16 protein-coding genes and 2 pseudogenes are annotated in these 17,691 nt (G+C 74.1%); 7 read left to right on the top strand and 11 right to left on the bottom strand.

What is annotated here, in order from left to right; genetic code table 11:
* Window positions 1-16: 16 nt before the first annotated feature.
* Window positions 17-193 (top strand): annotated as a pseudogene (locus tag KSE_RS40570) (DUF3311 domain-containing protein); the annotation flags it as partial.
* Window positions 194-270: 77 nt separating this feature from the next.
* On the opposite strand, the pseudogene KSE_RS40565 reads toward KSE_RS40570, so the two are convergent.
* The 4 genes and pseudogenes from KSE_RS40565 to KSE_RS34745 all read right to left on the bottom strand — a co-directional run.
* Window positions 271-498: pseudogene (locus KSE_RS40565) on the bottom strand (transposase); the annotation flags it as partial.
* A 55-nt stretch (window positions 499-553) separates the two neighbouring features.
* A complete protein-coding gene (locus KSE_RS34755) occupies window positions 554-760 on the bottom strand; it encodes a heavy-metal-associated domain-containing protein (RefSeq protein WP_033257904.1) in 207 nt (68 codons plus the stop codon).
* A 116-nt stretch (window positions 761-876) separates the two neighbouring features.
* The gene (locus KSE_RS34750) at window positions 877-1,539 is read right to left on the bottom strand and encodes a sigma-70 family RNA polymerase sigma factor (protein WP_014140074.1); all 663 of its coding nucleotides are present in this window, start codon (window positions 1,537-1,539) and stop codon (window positions 877-879) included.
* Window positions 1,540-1,874: 335 nt separating this feature from the next.
* Entirely contained in the window at window positions 1,875-2,693 is an 819-nt protein-coding gene (locus KSE_RS34745) for a hypothetical protein (protein ID WP_014140073.1), read from the bottom strand.
* 202 nt (window positions 2,694-2,895) lie between these two features.
* Between KSE_RS34745 and KSE_RS34740 the strand changes: the two genes are divergently transcribed.
* On the top strand, window positions 2,896-3,138 hold the full coding sequence (locus KSE_RS34740) for a hypothetical protein (protein ID WP_014140072.1): 243 nt from the start codon (window positions 2,896-2,898) through the stop codon (window positions 3,136-3,138).
* 185 nt (window positions 3,139-3,323) lie between these two features.
* On the opposite strand, the gene KSE_RS34735 is transcribed toward KSE_RS34740, so the two are convergent.
* The 5 genes from KSE_RS34735 to KSE_RS34715 all read right to left on the bottom strand — a co-directional run bounded on the left by KSE_RS34735 (window position 3,324) and on the right by KSE_RS34715 (window position 11,250).
* Window positions 3,324-4,199, bottom strand: coding sequence for a geranyl diphosphate 2-C-methyltransferase (locus KSE_RS34735; protein ID WP_014140071.1), 876 nt, complete (start codon window positions 4,197-4,199; stop codon window positions 3,324-3,326).
* Between the two features lie 29 nt (window positions 4,200-4,228).
* A complete protein-coding gene (locus tag KSE_RS34730; RefSeq protein ID WP_033257905.1) occupies window positions 4,229-5,611 on the bottom strand; it encodes a family 2 encapsulin nanocompartment cargo protein terpene cyclase in 1,383 nt (460 codons plus the stop codon).
* A gap of 692 nt (window positions 5,612-6,303) precedes the next feature.
* Window positions 6,304-8,826 (bottom strand): glycoside hydrolase family 9 protein, encoded by a 2,523-nt coding sequence (locus KSE_RS34725; RefSeq protein ID WP_014140069.1) that lies wholly within the window; start codon window positions 8,824-8,826, stop codon window positions 6,304-6,306.
* A 454-nt stretch (window positions 8,827-9,280) separates the two neighbouring features.
* The gene (locus tag KSE_RS34720) at window positions 9,281-10,384 is read right to left on the bottom strand and encodes an LLM class flavin-dependent oxidoreductase (protein ID WP_014140068.1); all 1,104 of its coding nucleotides are present in this window, start codon (window positions 10,382-10,384) and stop codon (window positions 9,281-9,283) included.
* Window positions 10,381-11,250: a GNAT family N-acetyltransferase gene (locus KSE_RS34715; protein ID WP_014140067.1), complete on the bottom strand. Its 870-nt coding sequence runs from the start codon at window positions 11,248-11,250 to the stop codon at window positions 10,381-10,383. The genes KSE_RS34720 and KSE_RS34715 overlap by 4 nt, the downstream gene beginning before the upstream one ends.
* A 329-nt stretch (window positions 11,251-11,579) precedes the next feature.
* On the opposite strand from KSE_RS34715, the gene KSE_RS46075 reads away from it, so the two are divergent.
* The 4 genes from KSE_RS46075 to KSE_RS34700 all read left to right on the top strand — a co-directional run bounded on the left by KSE_RS46075 (window position 11,580) and on the right by KSE_RS34700 (window position 15,510).
* The gene (locus KSE_RS46075; protein ID WP_255519026.1) at window positions 11,580-11,711 is read left to right on the top strand and encodes a hypothetical protein; all 132 of its coding nucleotides are present in this window, start codon (window positions 11,580-11,582) and stop codon (window positions 11,709-11,711) included.
* Between the two features lie 261 nt (window positions 11,712-11,972).
* On the top strand, window positions 11,973-13,256 hold the full coding sequence (locus KSE_RS34710; protein ID WP_051055546.1) for an LLM class flavin-dependent oxidoreductase: 1,284 nt from the start codon (window positions 11,973-11,975) through the stop codon (window positions 13,254-13,256).
* 29 nt (window positions 13,257-13,285) lie between these two features.
* Window positions 13,286-14,680 (top strand): NtaA/DmoA family FMN-dependent monooxygenase, encoded by a 1,395-nt coding sequence (locus KSE_RS34705; protein ID WP_014140065.1) that lies wholly within the window; start codon window positions 13,286-13,288, stop codon window positions 14,678-14,680.
* Window positions 14,677-15,510, top strand: coding sequence for a DUF1684 domain-containing protein (locus KSE_RS34700; RefSeq protein ID WP_014140064.1), 834 nt, complete (start codon window positions 14,677-14,679; stop codon window positions 15,508-15,510). Before KSE_RS34705 ends, KSE_RS34700 begins: the two co-directional genes overlap by 4 nt.
* A gap of 317 nt (window positions 15,511-15,827) precedes the next feature.
* On the opposite strand, the gene KSE_RS34695 is transcribed toward KSE_RS34700, so the two are convergent.
* On the bottom strand, window positions 15,828-16,766 hold the full coding sequence (locus tag KSE_RS34695) for an MFS transporter (RefSeq protein WP_148283212.1): 939 nt from the start codon (window positions 16,764-16,766) through the stop codon (window positions 15,828-15,830).
* Window positions 16,767-16,778: 12 nt separating this feature from the next.
* Window positions 16,779-16,916 (bottom strand): hypothetical protein, encoded by a 138-nt coding sequence (locus tag KSE_RS42475; RefSeq protein ID WP_014140062.1) that lies wholly within the window; start codon window positions 16,914-16,916, stop codon window positions 16,779-16,781.
* Window positions 16,917-17,133: 217 nt separating this feature from the next.
* Here KSE_RS42475 and KSE_RS34690 point away from each other — a divergent pair, with 217 nt between their 5' ends.
* Window positions 17,134-17,487: a hypothetical protein gene (locus tag KSE_RS34690; protein ID WP_014140061.1), complete on the top strand. Its 354-nt coding sequence runs from the start codon at window positions 17,134-17,136 to the stop codon at window positions 17,485-17,487.
* Window positions 17,488-17,691 lie beyond the last annotated feature (204 nt).

Below are 17,691 nucleotides of genomic sequence, written 5' to 3'. Positions count from 1 at the left end.
CCGGCGGGGCGCCCGGGTGCTGGCCGGGCTGTGCCTACTGGTGCCGATCGTGGTGATGATGTGGGTACCGTCGTACCGCAAGGTCACCCCGAAGCTCGGCGGGATGCCGTTCTTCTCCTGGTACCAGCTGCTGTGGGTGCTGCTGTCGGCGCTGTTCACCGGCACCGCGTACCTGCTGATCCGGCGTGACGAGGCGGCCCGCCGGGCCGCCTCCGCTGCGGACGCGCCCGTTCCTGTTCGCCGCCGAGGGCCGCCCGCGTCCCACGGCACCGGATCGTGCGGGGCCAGCCGCCACGCGCATCCGCTGACCGGCACGTACAGCACGGTGTCCACGACCGGACGACGCGGGAACCCCAGCGGACGGCCGCCCCGGCGCGGATCCCGCTCCGGCAGCAGCGGCTCGATCACCGCCCACCGGGCGTCCGTCAACGACGAGTCACAGGACGGCTCACACGAACAGACACACCTGCCGGTGACCTTCGCGAGCCCGCAGACCACGAAGATCACCGGCCATGGGTCACGCCATGGAGTTGATCACTCGCCCGACACTTTCTCAGACCCGGCCGGTGAGCACGAACCCGGCCTCGTCGACCGCGGCCCGGACGCCCGCCTCGTCGACGTCCCCGGTGACGGTGACCCGCCCGGCCTTGGCGTCGGCGGTGACGGCGGTGACGCCCGGCAGGACGGCGAGCCCGGCGCTGACGGTCTTCTCGCAGTGGCCGCAGCTCATGCCGTCGACGGCGAAAACGGTGGTGCTCATAGGACGTGCTCCCGTTCGGTGGGTGTTTCCGTGCCCGTCCACGACAGCGCACGGCGACCGGCGCGGGCACCCTGACACGCGGCCGGGTGCCCCCATCGGATGGAGCGGGGAACCGTTCAGGCCGCCCGGGCGACCAGCGCCCGGTCGGCGTGCTCGGCGTCGGCGAGTTGCCTGATCAGGACGGTGCGGGCCCGGTTCACCCGGGAGCGGACGGTGCCGACCGGGCAGCCCGCCACCTCGGCGGCCCGCTCGTAGGGCAGGCCGAGCAGCGCGGTCAGCACGAAGGCGTCCCGGCGCTCGGCGGGGAGCGCGGCCAGCAGGTCGCCGAGCGCCACGCCCTCGTCGAAGCCGGGCAGGCCGCGCGGCTGGGCGCGTTCGGCGGCGCCCTGCCAGTCGTCGGTGTCCAGCAGCCGGGGCCGGCACGCGGCGAAGCGGTGGCGGTCCACGACGACGCGGCGGGCGATCGCCAGCAGCCAGGTCCGGGCCGAGGAGCGGCCCTCGAACCGGGGCAGGCTGCGCAGCGCCCGCAGGTAGGTGTCCTGGGTGAGGTCGTCGGCGGCCTGGGGTTCGCCGCTGAGCCGCGCGACGAACCGCCACACGTCGGCCCGGGTGGCCCGGACGAACCGCTCGACGGCCACCGGGTCACCACCACGGGCGGCCAGCGCCCAGGCGGTCACCTCCGCGTCGTCGACGCGCGGGGCGGAACGGGCGTTCGTGGGACGGGCGTTCGTGGGACGGGCCGTCGCGGGACGGGCGGTCAGGGGGAGGGCAGGGGTCATCTCGGAAGGTCCTCGCTCGCGGAAGAGAAGAGACGGGAGCGGCCGCCCGGCCCACGTCCTGCCACGTCCCGCCACATCACGCCGCGCCGCCGCACCGCCCCCCGGCGCGCTCCCGGCAGGCCGGACGGAGCGCGCGGAACGGACGAGACGGGCAGGACGGGACGGACGGCGGGAGTGCGCGGGAGGGGCCCGGGCGTGGCCGCGCGGCCGGTCCGGGGCGCACGGCAGCCGCACCGCCGCCCGGGGCCCGTCCTCGCCGCTCCGTCGCGGCGACGGGGGCGAGGACGGGCCCCGGGGAACGGATGCGGCGGAGCCCCGGTGCGGCGGACGGGCCGTCAGCGGACGGCGGCCGGCCCCGGCGGTCCCCGGGTGGCGGGCGAGCGGAGGTGCGGGGGCGGCCCCGGGCGGCGCGCCGCCCGGTGGGGCCGGCCGAGTCGGCGCGGAACGGCCGGGCGGACGGCGCCGATCAGCAGCAGGACGGGGGCGAACAGCCGGGCGGCGACGGTCCGGGCCAGCCCGTGCACGGCGCGTTCGCCCGCCGCCAGCCACCGGCCGAGCAGCAGCGCGGCCAGCAGGTGCGCGGCCAACATGCCGAGCGTGGCGCCGTGCTGGTGCCCGGCGACCACCGCCACCGCGTGGTGGCCCATCGCCATGCCGGGCATGTCCGGCATGGCGGCCATGCCGGAGGTGGCGGCCGTCGCGGGTTCGTCCAGCGGTACGACGGTCATCCCGTCCCCCGGCGCGATCCCGGCCGCCTCGACCAGCCGCGCCACCTGCTCGGCGCCCGCCGGCCCGGCACTCAACTGCCCGGCGCCGCCCGGTGGTCCGGTGCCGCAGAGCAGCAACCGGGCCCACTGGGCGGCGATCCCGCCGGGCGCGGGCGCGGCGGTCGCGGCCTGGCCGAGCGAGAACACCGCGTGCAGCAGGGCCTGGACGCCGACGGTCAGCCCGGTGACCGCCAGCGGCCCGCGCTCCCGGCCGCCCGACAGCCACCCCAGCCCGCCGACGCCGCCGAACGCGGCGAGCAGGGCCCAACCGGGCAGCGGCGCACCGGACATCAGGGCGTGGGCGGTCGCGGCGAGCAGCACGCAGCCGGCCGCGAACACCGCGGCCCGCCCGCTCCGCCCGACCTGCCCGACTCGTCCCGGTTCCATCGCGGGCCCATCGTCGCACCCGCCGGCTCCCGGCCCGGCCCCGGTCCGGCGGACTCTCCCCCGCCCGTGTGACTGTGACCTGGATCACATCAACGGGTCGGGAACTCGAACTCCGTCCGGGACGACGACTGTTCCGGCCCCTCCCCCGGGGCCGCGCCACCCCCGACCCGGACCGGCCGGTCCCGGACAGGAGAGCTGCACCGTGCAGGAGACCCTCGTTCCGATCGCCACCTTCTGCGGCAACTGCGACTGCGGCTGCCCGCAGTTGTTCCTCGACGCCGACGCCCCCGAGGAGCAGCGGGTGCGCATCACCGACGACTTCGGGCAGCGGATCCAGATGAGCCGCGAACAGTTCGCCGACCTGCTCGCCCAGGCGAAGTCCGGCGCCCTCGACGCCACCGCGCTCGACACAGCCGCCGTCGACGCAGCCGCCGTCCCGGCCTGACCCGTCCGTTCCCCCGCCCGGGCCGATCCCGCGCGGGGGGCGTCTGACGTGCCGGGACTGGTGACGCCGGCCCTGTTCGCGGTGGCCGGTGGCGCTGCCGCCGTCCTGCGCCACGGCCTGACGGCCGGCCCCCGCGCACCGCGAGGACCGGCCGTCCGGTCGGGCGTACCGCGCCTGCCGGGGTGTCAGACCCGGTCGGCCGCGATCAGGACGTACTGGAAGGACCCGTCCTTGTACGACTCGATGAAGGCTTCCTCGATGCCGGTGACCAGCGAGGAGGTGGCGCGCAGCTCCCAGTAGGGCAGGGTGTCGGGGGTCAGGTCGATGACGGCCTGCGGGACGAGGCGGTTGTCGGCCATCGCGCGCAGGTACTCGCGGCGGGAGTGGATGTTGCACTCGAAGTGGGCGTTGATCTGCGAGACCCACTTGGAGGGCTGGCCGTAGCGCGGGTTCCAGCAGCCGGTGATGGTGACGTAGCGGCCGCCGACCTTGAGCACCCGGGAGTGCTCGGCGAACAGGTCGTGCAGGTCGACGTACATGCTGGACTCGTTGTTCCACGAGCCGGACATCCGGCCGGTCTCGAACGGGGTGTCGAGCATGTTGCAGACCCGGGAGCGGACGTGGTCGGCGATGCCGAGCTCCTGGGCGCGGCGGTTGCCGAACTCGGCCTGGGTGCTGGAGAGGGTGACGCCCTCGACCTTGGCGCCGAAGCGCTGGTGGGCCATCACCATCGAGCCGCCGCGGCCGCAGCCGGCGTCCATCAGGGTGTCGCCGGGCGCGATCGGGCCGAGGTGGTCGAGGAGCACCTCGGCCTGCGCGGACTCCAGCCGGTGCAGCTCGGTGATCAGCTTCTTCTCGTACTCGCTGTCCTCGGGGGTGCCGAGGGAGGCGGTGTCGATCTCGCCGATGCCGTAGTGGTGGTGGTACAGGCCGTCGACGTCGCCGAGGCGCAGGTTGACCGGACGGGCCTCGTTGTTCCAGTAGCGCGCGATGTCGCCCTGGTAGGCGGTCGCGGGCGCCGGGACGAAGGCGGAGGCGGTACCGAGGTCGGTGCTGGTCATGTGATCAGGTGTCCTTATCTTGCCGGTGCTTACCAGAAATCGGGCAGGCTGTAGCGGTAGGTGTTGGTCTGGTGCCAGTGGTGGTTGCCGTCGACCCAGGCGGCCACCCCGCGCAGGAAGCGCAGCAGCTGCGGGGCGGGGCAGGCGGCGGCGAGCGCGGCCGACTCGGCCTCGAAGGCGCGCATCAGCTCGTTGTGCACCTCGACCGCCTTGAGGTAGCCGTCCTTGTCGGACAGGCCCTCGCGCTCGGAGATCACCACCGGGAGGTTCAGGTGCCGGCCGGGGGCGGCCAGCTCCTTGGTGTACGAGTACAGGTCGTTGACGATCGTGGTGGCGTTGCCGGCCAGCGCGATGACCCGCTGGGTCTGCGGCATCGCCTGCAGGTCGGCGGGCAGCTCGTAGCCGCCGACGGTGTCGGTGATCGTCGGGCACGGGCGGAAGTTGTTGAACTGGCGCATCGCCAGGTACTCCCACACCTCGGGCACGTGGTCGTCCTGCGACCAGGACGCCTCGGCCAGGTAGCCCAGGTGCAGCCGCGCCATGTCGTGCCGGAACCGGTCGGCCTGCGACGGGCTGGCCAGCTCGGTGAAGTACCGCATCGCGGAGCGGTAGGCGCGGCGCGGCGCGTCCGAGCCGAGCGACTCCGCCCAGTCCGGCGCGTACTCGGCGGTGGTGTGCACCGGGTCCAGCGCGGTGTGCGCGAGCAGCAGCCGGCTGCCGAGGCCGACCGGGGAACCGCCGTGGTCCTCGCAGTAGCAGTCGTCGACCGCGTTCTCCGCGACCATCAGCCGGGTCGCGACCATCACGTGCTCGACCGTCGGGGCGTCCGGGTGGCAGACCACCATGTAGCGGCCGACCGAGAAGCCGTCGAACTGGCCCTCCCACTCGTCCGGGAACAGGTCGACCTCGTCGACCGCCCAGTCCTTGATCCGGCGGCTGACCTCCGCCACCCGGACCGGATCGGGCTCCGCCACCGGGTGGAAGTACAGGCCCGGCACCGGCACCCCCTCGACCGGCTCCGGCAGCGACGCCGACGCCTCCGGCGCACCCGGCACCTCAGCCCCGGGCTCGGGCAGCCGCTCGGGCAGCGGGGAGACCCGGAACAGGCCCCCCGTCCCGAGCCCGCTGGGACCGCGCAGGATCCGCTGCAACCCGTCCGCCTCCGGCACGGCGACCGGCTCGGGGACGGACGGCGCGGGCACAGACGCCCCGGACACGGACGGCGCGGGGACGGTCTCGACGGTGGCCGGGGTCGTGGCTGTGGCTGTGGCTGTGGCCGGGGCTGCGGCGGCGGCAGCGGCCGTCGCCGCCACCGCCTCGGCGACCGCCGCTGCGGCCGCGACCAGGAACGGCGGGTCGGACGGGTCGGACGGCAAGGCGGGGAGCGGCGAGGAAAGCCCTGGGTCGGGCATCCGTGACTCCTTTACTGGGAGGTGAGGGGCGGTCTGATCGGAACCGGTGGCGAGATCTCGCCACTGCTTGGGGGTGCGTCGGCGCGGTGCGCGGTTTCGCGGCGCGCCGGACGCGGGGGGGTGTTCGACGGTCGGTGCGCGGCCGTCGCCGGGCCGTCCGGAGTGTCGTGCAGGCGTGCGGACGGCGGCGAGCGGCCCGCGGCCGTCCGCCACGAGGGGGGATCTCGTGGTCAGCCCGCCCGCGGGGCGTCCGGGGAGGACGCGACCGGCGGGTTCGCCCGCGTCCGCGGCGGCACCTGCTTCGCGACCGGGCCGGTCTCAACGGTCATGGGACGAACGCTCCTCACAAGCCGAAAAGATGACGAATCGTCAGAACTTGCGGACGACTCGGTCGGATCTTGAGGAACGCTAGTGCTCAGTCGACGGCCTTCGCCCGGGAGGCGGGGGGTATTTACTTCGATACGGTGATCTTGCCGAGCCCGATGTTTACCGGCCCGATTCGCAGCATTTCAGCCACCCCGGCCGCACCGTCCCCGAACCACCCGCCCACCGAAGTCCCCGCACCACCCACCGACCGTTTCCGGCCACCGCCGCCGCGCGCGAACGCCCCCGCCCCGCGCGCGCAGGCGGGGGGACGGGGGCGTTCCGTTCGAGGAGGAGACAGGAAAGCGGGCGGCGGGTCAGGCAGGGGGTCAGGCGGCGGCGCAGGCCCGGCCGTTCAGCGTGAAGGCGGGCAGCGCGGCGGGACTGCCGCTCGCCTGGAAGCCGAAGGAGGCCGTACCGCCCGGGGCCAGCGTCCCGTTCCAGCCCGCGTCGGCGGCGGTGACGGCCGCGCCGCTCTGGACCACCTTGGCGTTCCACGCGTTGGTGACCGCCTCACCGCCCCGGTACGTCCATGCCAGCGTCCATCCGGAGACCGTCGTCCCGCCGGTGTTGCGCACGGTCACGTCGGCCGTGAACCCGGTGCCCCAGTTGCTGCCCACCACGTAGGCCACCGTGCAGCCCGCGACCGGCTGGCTCGGACTGCCGCTGCCCGACGAGGACGAGGACGGGGAAGGGGACGGGGACGGGGACGGCGAAACGGAGGGCGAGGGCGACGGCGAGGGAGACTGCGAAGGCGAAGCGGACGCGGACGCGGAAGGGGACGGGGAGGAGGACGGGCTCCCGCCCGGTTCGGCGCCCCACTGCGGCACTCCCCCGTCCAGCAGCCGGATGTTCGCCGCGTCCACCGGGGTCGAGCCCGGGACCAGCGAGATGCCTTGGTAGGACCAGTCGTTGGTGGGGTCCCAGGCCCCTGCCGAGGCGATCCGGAACTGCACCTCCTTGCGGTAGGCGGACTGTCCGGCCGGGGCGATCACGGTGTTCGAGCAGTCGACCGTGACGTAGTAGGTGGAGCCGGCGTAGAGCGTGGGTCCGCTGACCGCGCCGCACTGGTTGTAGTTGGTGGTGAGGGTGATCTGGCTCGGGCTGACGCCGGGTTCCAGGGTGAAGTAGTAGCGCAGCGCGGCGTTCTTGAGCGGGCGGGCCGGCCAGGCCGACTTGTCGATCAGGTACGCCTTGATCTCGGTGAAGTTGGTGCCGGCGGCGTTCACCGAGGCTTGGACGGACATCTCCGGGCCGTCGGGGGTCTCCCGGGGCGGGAAGGCGGCGAGCGGGCTGCCGCCGTACTCGCCGTAGAGGCGGGCGAGCGCGCCGGTGAAGGCGGCGTTGTAGTCGGTGGCGACCTCGTTGTTGACGTAGTTGGAGCGGTCGTCGGTGTAGGCGTCGTCGGCCGAGCTGGGGCCGCCGACCAGGGCGCCGATCAGGGTGTGCCGGCTGTCGACGGGGTTGGTGAGCTGGTCGGTCCAGGAGCCGTGGGCGGTGCGGTGGTGCGGGTTCTTCGGGGAGTTGGCGCCGAACCCGATCAGGTAGCTGGACTTGCGCGGGTTGTCGCCGAGCGCGTAGCCGATCTGGCGGACCGCGAAGTCGTGGTAGCGGGCCTTGCGGACGGGGTCGCCGGCCAGCGTGTCGGAGTAGACCAGCGCCACGAAGGAGGTGTTGGCGGCGTAGCGCAGCGACCCCCAGGAGTCGAGCACGGCCTCGCCGCCCGGGGAGTACCTGACCTGGCTGCCGTTGACGCCGACGGTCCACCAGTCGAGCCAGCGGTTGGCGTCGTCGACGTACTGCTGCTTGCCGGTGAGCTGGGCCAGCAGCACGTAGGCGCCGTAGGACTTGTCGTCCCAGGCGATCGTCCACTTGTACGACTTCGTCGTGGACTGCGGTTCGGTCGACAGGTTGGCGTAGTAGCTCTCCGCCTTCGCCAGGTAGGCGCTGTCACCGGTGGCCCGGTAGAGCCAGATCGCGCCCCAGACCAGCTCGTCGTTGTAGCCGCTCCAGGAGTTGTAGTAGCCCTGGGCGTCCTTGATGCAGTCGCTGTACTTGCCCCGGTAGGTGTCGGCGAAGGAGTACAGCTGCTTGGCGTGGGTGAGCAGGGTCGCCGCGTACGCCGGGTCGCTGTCGGCGAACACCATCGACGAGGAGGCGAGCGCGGCCGCCGTCTCCCCCGCCAGGTCCGAGCCCGGGCAGGAGGCGTCGATCCTGTACGCGGGCCGGGCCATCGGCAGCACCTCGGCCGGGCCCCACCAGGCGTGGTCGGCCGAGCCGCTGCCGACCTGGCCGTAGAGCACGTTCGGGGCCGGGTGCGCCTTGATCAGGTAGTCGTCGACGAAGCGCAGGTTGTTCTTCAGGTAGGGCAGTTGGCCGGAGGCGGTGTACGCCTGCTTCTCGGCGATGCCGCCCCAGGCCAGCATGGTGGTCGAAGCAGCCATCGGCAGGCCGAACTTGACGTGGTCCCCGGCGTCGTACCAGCCGCCGGTCAGGTCGAGCCCGACGTCCTTGCCGTCGTCCAGCGCGGAGTCGCCGCGCCAGCTGACCCGGTTGGTCGCGGGCAGCTTGCCGGACTGCTGGGCCTCGTAGAACAGCAGCGACTTCTGCAACGCCTCACCGTAGTCGAACGCGGGCGCGACGGCGGCCGGCTCGGCCGGCTCGACCGCGGCGGCCGCGGCGGCCGTCCCGGCGTGCAGCGGCAGCAGCGCGGCGGCGGCGAGCACCCCGGCCGCGAGCAGGCCCAGGACGGCCCGGCGGGTGCCGCCGACCGGACGGGCCGGGGCGGCGGTGCGGCGGCGCGGGCGTTCGGGGCGGGACGGTCCGGGTGGGGGTGCGGCTGCGTGCGGCATGGCGGTGGCGTCCTTCCGGGACGGCGTCGGGGTGGGGGAAGCCGACCGGACCGCCCGTGACCTGCCCGAACGCGATGGGAGCGCTCCCACATCACGATCGGCTCGGAAGGGCTCGGGCAGGCGGTGGGCGGCGTCCATGGTGTCCGCGCCGCCGCGACCGTGTCAACGCTCAACCTGGAAGTTACACAAGGAGATTGACACCAGCAGGGCGAGCGCCCGGACTACTCCGCCCGCTCCCACCGGCGGACCGACACCCCCGGCCCTCCGTGAACTCACCTTTCGCGCACAGAAGTTCCGCACTCCACTTCCGGGTGGCCGGTGCGCTCGGTGGGCCGGCGGGTGTCACGGCCCGCCGGCCCGTCCTGCGGGTGAGGCTCCACCGTAGGCGGGGCGGTGGGTCGGGCGGCAGGGGCCGAACGTCCCGGGCGGGGGACGTTCGGCCCGCTCGGGCCGTTCAGAGCAGGGGGCGGACGTGCTCGGCGAAGGTGTAGGCCTCCTCCAGGTGGGGGTAGCCGGAGAGGACGAACTCGTCGACGCCGGCGTCCCGGTACTCGGCAAGGCGGTCGGCGACCTCGCGGTGACTGCCGACCAGGGCGGTGCCCGCGCCGCCGCGGACCAGGCCGATGCCCGCCCACAGGTTGGGGGCGACCCAGAGCCGGTCGCGGCGGCCGCCGTGCAGGTCGAGCATCCGGCGCTGACCGACCGACTCCAGGGCGCGCAGGCGCTGCTGGCCGGCGGTGACCGCGGCGTCGTCGAGGTCGGCGATCAGCGCTTCGGCGTCCTGCCGGGCGCGGGCGGCGGTGGCCCGGCTGAGCACGTGCACCCGCAGGCCGAAGCGCGGCGCGCGGCCCTGCGCGGCGGCGAGTTCGCGCACCCGGCCGATCTTCTCGGCGACCTGCTCGACGGGTTCGCCCCAGGTCAGGTAGGTGTCGGCGTGCCGGGCGGCGACGTCGAGCGCGGGGTCGGAGGAGCCGCCGAAGTAGACCCGGGGTACCGGGTCGGGCGGCTGGCGCAGTTCGCCGCCGTCGATCCGGTAGTGCGGGCCCGCGTGGTCGTACGGGGTGCCGCGCCAGGCGGTGCGGACCACGTCCAGGAACTCGGCGGCCCGGGCGTAGCGTTCGTCGTGGCCGAGCCGGTCGCCGTAGCCGCGCTGTTCGGCGTCGCTGCCGCCGGCCACCACGTTGAGCAGCAGCCGCCCCTCGGAGAGGCGCTGGAAGGTGGCGGCGGTCTGTGCGGCCAGCGCGGGTTCGATCAGGCCGGGGCGGAAGGCGACCAGGAACTTGAGCCGGCGGGTGGCGGCGATCAGCGCGGCGGTGGTGATCCAGGCGTCCTCGCAGTGCGCGCCGGTCGGGGTGAGCACCGCCTCGTAGCCCAACTGATCTGCGGCCTGCGCGAGTTGGGTGAGGTAGCCGAGGGTGGCGGGCCGCCCGGCGGCGGCTCCGCCGTTCGCCCCGCCGATGCCGGTGCCGTGGGCGGCGCCGCCCAGGTCGCGGGCGTCACCGCCGGTCGGCAGGAACCAGTGGAACGCGACGGGCGGCCGGTCCTGCCGCCCGGTCACGGCCGGGCCCCGCCGTCCGCGCCGCCGTTCGCCCCGCCGTTCGCGACGTCGTCCGCGCCGCCGTCCGCGACGGTGACCGGGGTGCGGACCACCGTGAACTCGGTGCGCCGGCGCAGCGTGAAGCCCAGCGACTCGTACAGCGCGATCGCCTTGGTGTTGGACGCGGCGGCGTGCAGGAACGGGCGGTCGCCGCGCTGCTCGATGCCGTGCGCGACGGCCCGCACCAGGCGGGTGGCGAGGCCGCGGCCGCGGTGGTCGGGGTCGGTGCAGACGGCGCTGATCTCGGTCCAGCCGGGCAGCCGCATCCGCTCGCCGGCCATCGCGATCAGCCGGCCCTCCTCGCGCAGGCCGAGGTAGCGGCCGAGCAGGACGGTGCGGGGCAGGAACGGGCCGGGCTTGGTGCGGGCGACCAGGTCGAGCATCTCGGGGACGTCCGCGAGGCCGAGCAGGACGGCCTCGGGCGCGGGCTCGGTGCGCAGCGCGGTGGCGATCAGCTGCACGCCCTGGCCGGCCTCGACCACCTCCCAGTCGTCGGGCGCGGTGGCGGTGACGGGCAGGGCGGTGCCGGGCGGACCGGCCAGCGCGGCGAGGTCGCGCCAGCCCTGCGGGTCGGCGGGGTCGGCGAGCGCGGTGAACGGCGAGACGTCGACGGGGTAGCGGGCGGCGTCGCCGAGCCGCTCGGCGAGGTGGGCGTGCGGGCCGGTGAGGGCCGCCCAGATCGGGTTGTCGAGCAGCGCGACGGCCTCGGGGGTGAGCAGCCGGGCCAGCGCCTCGGCGGCGGTGAGGTCGGCGGTGAGGTCGGTCGCGTCGGCGGTCGCGGTCGCGTCGGCAACGGCGGCGGCGGGCAGGGTGGTGCGCGGGGTCATGGTGCTACGGCTCCTGGTGCGGGGCGGACGTGCGGCGTGCGGCGTACTGCTTCAACCGGCCGGACAGAGCGCGCTGTTGACGCGCAGCAGGTCGACGGGCCGGTCGAGGTACACCTCGCGTTCGAGTGCCCGCACCGTCCCCTCCCTCCTCGCGTCCCGTTCGTCCCCGGTGGCCGTCCCGCCTCCGTCGCGGCCAAGCTAGGCCGGGGCCCGACGGGATGTCAACGACCGTCCGCCGGGCCCGGATCGGTGGTTCGTTACCGCTGTATGAACAGCGTTGTGCCGGGCCGGGTCACGGGGTTACGGTGCGAGGACGGCGGCATCGGGCGGTGCCGCAGGACGCGGGACGCGGACGGGAGGTGGCGGCGGTGCGGGCCTTGGAGCGCGAGGTGTACCTCGACCGGCCGGTCGACCTGCTGCGCGTGAGCACCGCGCTCTGTCCGGCCTGTCCGCTCGGCTGACGCCGCCCCTCATCCCCGCCCCTCATCCCCGCCCCGCCGGGGCCGCCGCGCCTGCCGCGCGCACCCCGGGCAGCCCGCCGGGCCTCCGACCGCCGCGACGACCACCACGACGACCGGCGGCCGACCACCGCCGACCACCGCCGACCACCGGGCCGCCGCGAACAGCCCGGCCCCGCACACCCCGGCCTCCCCGGCTCCCCGGCTTCTCCCAGCCCCTCCCAGCTCTTCCCAGCACCTCCCCGTGAACAGGAACGGTCCGCGATGTCCGCATCCCCAGCAGTGCCCCAGTCCCCCTCCCCCGCCGCCGCCCCGCTGCACCTCGCCGTCGCGCTGGACGGCGCCGGCTGGCACCCCGCCGCGTGGCGGGAGCCGGAGGCCCGGCCGAAGGAGCTGTTCACCGCCCGGTACTGGGCGGACCTGGCGGCGGAGGCGGAGCGCGGCCTGCTCGACCTGCTGACCCTTGAGGACGGGCTGAGCCTGCAGTCGGACCACCCGTTCGAGCCGGACACGCGCACCGACCGGATCCGGGGCCGGCTGGACGCGGTGCTGGTGGCGGCCCGGATCGCGCCGCTGACCAGCCACATCGGGCTGGTGCCGACCGCGATCACGACGCACACCGAGCCGTTCCACCTCTCCAAGGCGGTGGCCACGCTGGACTTCGTCAGCGAGGGCCGGGCCGGGCTGCGGGTGAAGGTGTCGGGGCGCAACGACGAGGTCCGGCACTTCGGCCGCCGCGAGCCGATCGCCCTGGAGCTGGAGGACCTGGACTCGCCCGCCTCGCTGGCCGGGCTGGCCGAGCTCTTCGGCGAGGCCGAGGACTACGTGGAGGTGCTGCGCCGGCTGTGGGACAGCTGGGAGGACGGCGCGGAGATCCGGGACGCGGCGACCGGCCGGTTCATCGACCGGGAGAAGCTGCACTACATCGACTTCGAGGGGCCGCGGTTCGCGGTCCGCGGCCCGTCCATCACGCCCCGCCCGCCGCAGGGGCAGCCGCTGGTGGCGTCGCTGGCCCACCGCGGTGAGCCGTTCAAGCTGGCGGGCCGCTCGGCCGACCTGGCGTTCGTGACGCCGCGCGACCCGGACGACGCCCGGGCGATCCTGGCCGAGGTCCGGGCCGCCCAGCAGGCCGCCGGGCGGGGGGCGGAGACCGTGCACGTCTTCGCCGACCTGGTGGTCTTCCTGGAGGAGCGGCCGGGCGCGGCCGCCGAGCGGCTGGCCCGGCTGAACGAGACGGCGGGCGCCGAGTACGCCAGCGACGCCCGGATCTTCGCCGGTACGCCCGCCGAACTGGCCGACCTGCTGGTCGAGTTCGCCGAGGCCGGGCTGACCGGCTTCCGGCTGCGGCCGGGCGCGCTGCCGTACGACCTGGAGCGGATCACCCGCGGCCTGGTCCCGGAGCTGCAACGCCGCGGGCTGTTCCGCACCGCCTACGAGGCGTCCACCCTGCGCGGCCTGCTCGGCCTGCCGCGCCCCGCCAACCGCTACGCCACCGCTTCCGCCACTGAGCCCGCCACCGAGCCCGCCACCGCCGCCGTCGGCGCCTGAACTCCGAACTCCGAAGGAAAGCACCAGACATGAGCAACGAGAACAGCAGCGGCGGCGACAAGCCACTCAAGCGGATCCACCTGGCGGCGCACTTCCCGGGTGTGAACAACACGACGGTGTGGAGCGACCCGCAGGCGGGCAGCCAGATCGCGTTCAGCTCCTTCGCGCACCTCGCGCGGACCGCCGAGCGCGCCAAGTTCGACTTCCTGTTCCTGGCCGAGGGCCTGCGGCTGCGCGAGCAGAACGGGCTGATCTACGACCTGGACGTGGTCGGCCGCCCGGACACCTTCGCGGTGCTGGCGGCGCTGGCGGCGGTCACCGACCGGCTCGGCCTGGCCGGGACGATCAACTCGACGTTCAACGAACCGTACGAGGTGGCACGGCAGTTCGCCTCGCTGGACCACCTCTCGGCGGGCCGCTCGGCGTGGAACGTGGTGACCTCGTGGGACGCGTTCACCGGTGAGAACTTCCGGCGCGGCGGCTTCCTGCGCGAGGAGGACCGGTACGACCGGGCGCGGCAGTTCCTGGAGGCGTCCTGGCAGCTGTTCGACTCCTGGCGCGGGGACGAGGTGGTGGCCGATCCGGTCTCCGGGACGTTCCTGGGCGACCCGGACGCGGGCCGGTTCGCCTACCGCAGCAGCGAGTTCGACATCGCGGGCCGGTTCGACGTGCCGCGCGCGCCGCAGGGCCGCCCGGTGATCTTCCAGGCGGGCGACTCCGAGCAGGGCCGCGAGTTCGCCGCCGCCTCGGCGGACGCGATCTTCTCCCGGCACGGGACCCTGGACGCGGGCAAGGCGTTCTACACGGACGTGAAGGGCCGGCTCGCCAGGTACGGCCGCGAGCCGGGGTCGTTGAAGATCCTGCCGGCGGTGACCTTCGTGCTGGGCGACACCGACGCCGACGCGCGCGAGAAGGCCGAGGTGGTGCGCCGGCAGCAGGTCAGCGGGCAGACCGCGATCCGGCTGCTGGAGCAGGTCTGGAACCGGGACCTGTCCGACCACGACCCGGAGGGTCCGCTGCCGGCCGCCGACCCGCTGATCGGCGAGCACACCGTGGCCCAGGGCCGGGCCTCGGTCCGGATGAACCGGGACCCGCTGGCGCTGGCCCGCGAGTGGCGGGCGCTCGCCGAGGCGAAGAACCTGTCCATCCGGGACCTGGTGATCGAGGTCAGCGGCCGCCAGTCCTTCGTCGGCACCCCGGCCCGGGTCGCCGAGGAGATGAACCGCTTCGTCCAGGAGGACGCCAGCGACGGCTTCATCCTGGCCCCGCACCTGACGCCCGGCGGACTGGACGAGTTCGCCGACACCGTCGTGCCGCTGCTCCAGGAGCGCGGCGTCTTCCGCACCGAGTACGAGGGCAGCACCCTGCGCGAGCACCTCGACCTGCCCACCGCCCGCACCACCGTTCCCCAGGAAGCGATATGACGACCATTCAGGAACCCACCACCGCCGAGGAGTTCACCCGCGAGTGGGAGGAGTGGCACGCCGCCAGCCAGCGCGCCCTCGCCGACCCGCACGGCTTCCTCGCCGTCACCGGCCTGCACTGGCTGGACGCCGAACCGGCCCGCTACCCGGACGCCCCGGGCGCCTGGTCGACCGGCCCGGACGGGGTCCGGGTCGAACTGGACGCGGGCGAGGAGCTGATCGTCGACGGTCAGCCGGTGCACGGTCGGCACGACTTCGGCGTACTGGCCGAGCGGGCCAGCGTGTACGCGACGGCGGGCGACACCGTGGTCGAGGTCGCCAAGCGCGGCGGCCACGACATCCTCCGCCCCCGCCACCCCGAGAACCCGCTGGTGCGCGACTTCACCCGCACCCCGGCGTACGCACCGGACCAGCGCTGGGCGCTGACCGGCCGCTTCCTGCCGTTCGACACCCCGCGCGCGGTGACCGTCGGCGCGGCCGTCGAGGGCCTGCAGCACGTCTACGACTCCCCGGGCGAGGTCGAGTTCACGCTGCCCGGCGACGGCGGCACGCACCGGCTGACCGCGTTCAACGGCCACCTGCCGGGCAGCCTCCAGGTGCTGTTCACCGACGCCACCTCGGGCGTCACCACGTACGCGGCCAACCGCGCGCTGAACATCCCGGCGCCGGACGAGCAGGGCCTGGTCACGATCGACTTCAACCGGTCCACCAACCTGCCCTGCGCCTACACCGACCTGGCGACCTGCCCGCTGCCGCCCGCCGAGAACCGCCTCCCGGCGGCGGTCGAGGCCGGCGAGCGGATCCCGCTGGAGCGCGGCGGCCAGCCGTAACCGTGACGTGTCACCGGAATCGGTGACGCATCACCGAAGCCCGTGACGTGTCACCGAAGCCCGTGATGTGACACGGATTCCCGTGACACGTCATCAAAGCCCGTGATGTGTCACCGAATATCGTGACACGTCACGGGAATCGGTGACACATCACCATGACACGACATCGAAACCCGTGACACGCCATCGGCCCGGCGCCCGCACCAGCGGGTGCCGGGCCGATGGCGCACGGTGTCGTCGGCCGCGCAGTGTCGTCGGCCGCACGGCCGCACGGCCGCACGGCCGGCGCCGTGCGGCCGCCACCGTCCCGTACCGCGTCAGGCCGGCCGTTTCCGGCCCGGCAGCGCCTGCACCACCAGGGCGAACAGCCCGACCGCGGCCAGGACGTACAGCAGGCAGGCCCGGAACGCGGCCGGGACGGCGTCGGGGCCGGGGACGTCGGCCACGACGCGGTAGAAGACCAGGCCGATCAGGCCGACGCCGAGCGCGTTGCCGACCTGGAGGCCGGTGCTCAGCACCCCGCCGGCCGAGCCGGCGCTCGCGGCCGGGACGCGGGCCAGCACGGTGGCGGTCAGCGGCGCGAAGGACAGGCCCATGCCGCCGCCGTCCAGCAGCAGGCCGGGCAGCAGCCACCACAGGCTCCGGCCGTCCCCGGTGACCGCCCACAGCTCCAGCAGCAGCCCGGCCGCGCGCAGTGCGCAGCCGACCGTGATGGCGTGTCGGCCGATCCGGGCGGCGAGGTGGCGGGCGGTGGTGGAGGCGGCCAGGTAGCCGGCGCCGAGCACGCCGAACACCAGCCCGGAGCCGATCGGCGTCAGGTGCCGGCCCTGCTGGAGGTAGAGCGCGAGCACCAGGAAGTACGAGGCCATCGAGGTCCAGAAGGCGAGTTGGGCGATCAGGCCGACGCTGAAGGCGCGTTCCCGGAAGAGTCGCAGGTCGAGCGCGGGCGAGCCGCCGGCCCTGCGCAGGCGGCGCTGCTGGGTGGTGAACGCGGTGAGCAGCAGCGGGCCGACGGCGAGCAGCAGCCAGGTCCACAGCGGCCAGCCGCGCTGGCGGCCCTCGATCAGCGGCAGGCATATCGAGGTGAGCGCGGCGGTGGCCAGCAGCAGGCCGAGCAGGTCGAGGCGCGGCCGCCCTGGGGCCTTGGACTCGGGCAGCAGCCGGATCGCGGCGACCGCGGCGACCAGTCCGACCGGCAGGTTGACCAGGAAGCAGGCCCGCCAGCCCAGGCCCATCGGGTCGGTGCGGATCAGCACGCCGCCGATCAACTAGCCGAACACGGCGGCGATTCCGGACGTGGCGGCGTACCAGCTGATCGCCTTGGCCCGGGCCGGCCCCTGGTAGGAGGTGGTGATGATGCCGAGCACCCGGGGTGCCATCAGCGCGGCGGCCGCGCCCTGCCACACCCGTCCGGCGATCAGCAGTTCGGCGTTGGGGGCGGCGGCAGCCGTAGACGAGTTCCCTTTAGCGTCAGCGTGTTGAAGCGCTAAGGGCTGTCCCGTAATGGCTGGTCAGGGGCGGGCTGCGGGCTGAAACTCTATAGCTGGTGAGCTCGTGGTGCCGGTATCCTCCCGTGGTCCAGGAGCCGCACCGGCGGCCGGCCAAGTGCAGAGAGCGATTTCCATGACCACCCAGCGATCGACGACCACCCTCTGGCGACCCACTGGTCCCGAGGAGCTGGACCTGGTCCGGGAGCTGGACTGGCGCGCCTGGCCGCCCCGCCTGCCCGAGCAGCCGATCTTCTACCCGGTGCTCAACGAGGACTACGCGATCAGGATCGCGAGGGACTGGAACGTCAAGCACAGTGGTGTCGGATTCGTGACCCGTTTCGAGGTCGAGACGGAGTTCCTGAGCCGGTACCCCGTTCAGCAGGTAGGGGGCCAGACGATCCTCGAGCTGTGGGTGCCCGCCGAGGAACTGGACGAGTTCAACTCCCACATCATCGGCAGGATCCAAGTGGTGCACGAGTTCCGGTAGCCGCCGACTGCCGCCTCAAGGGCGACGGCGTCCACCATGCCATGCTCGGCATCGCCTGCCTTCACAACCTCATCCAGGCCACGTAGGCGGCTCCCGTCAAGAGATGGACCACCCTGTCACAGTCCACCGGAGATCAATTACGGGACAACCCTTACGAGTTGGTGCGTGATAGTGGATGGGGGCTGGATCGCCTGTCGGAGGGCT

Source organism: Kitasatospora setae KM-6054 (assembly GCF_000269985.1).
GTDB classification, from domain to species: domain Bacteria; phylum Actinomycetota; class Actinomycetes; order Streptomycetales; family Streptomycetaceae; genus Kitasatospora; species Kitasatospora setae.
This window is presented reverse-complemented; position numbering and strand designations above follow the sequence as displayed.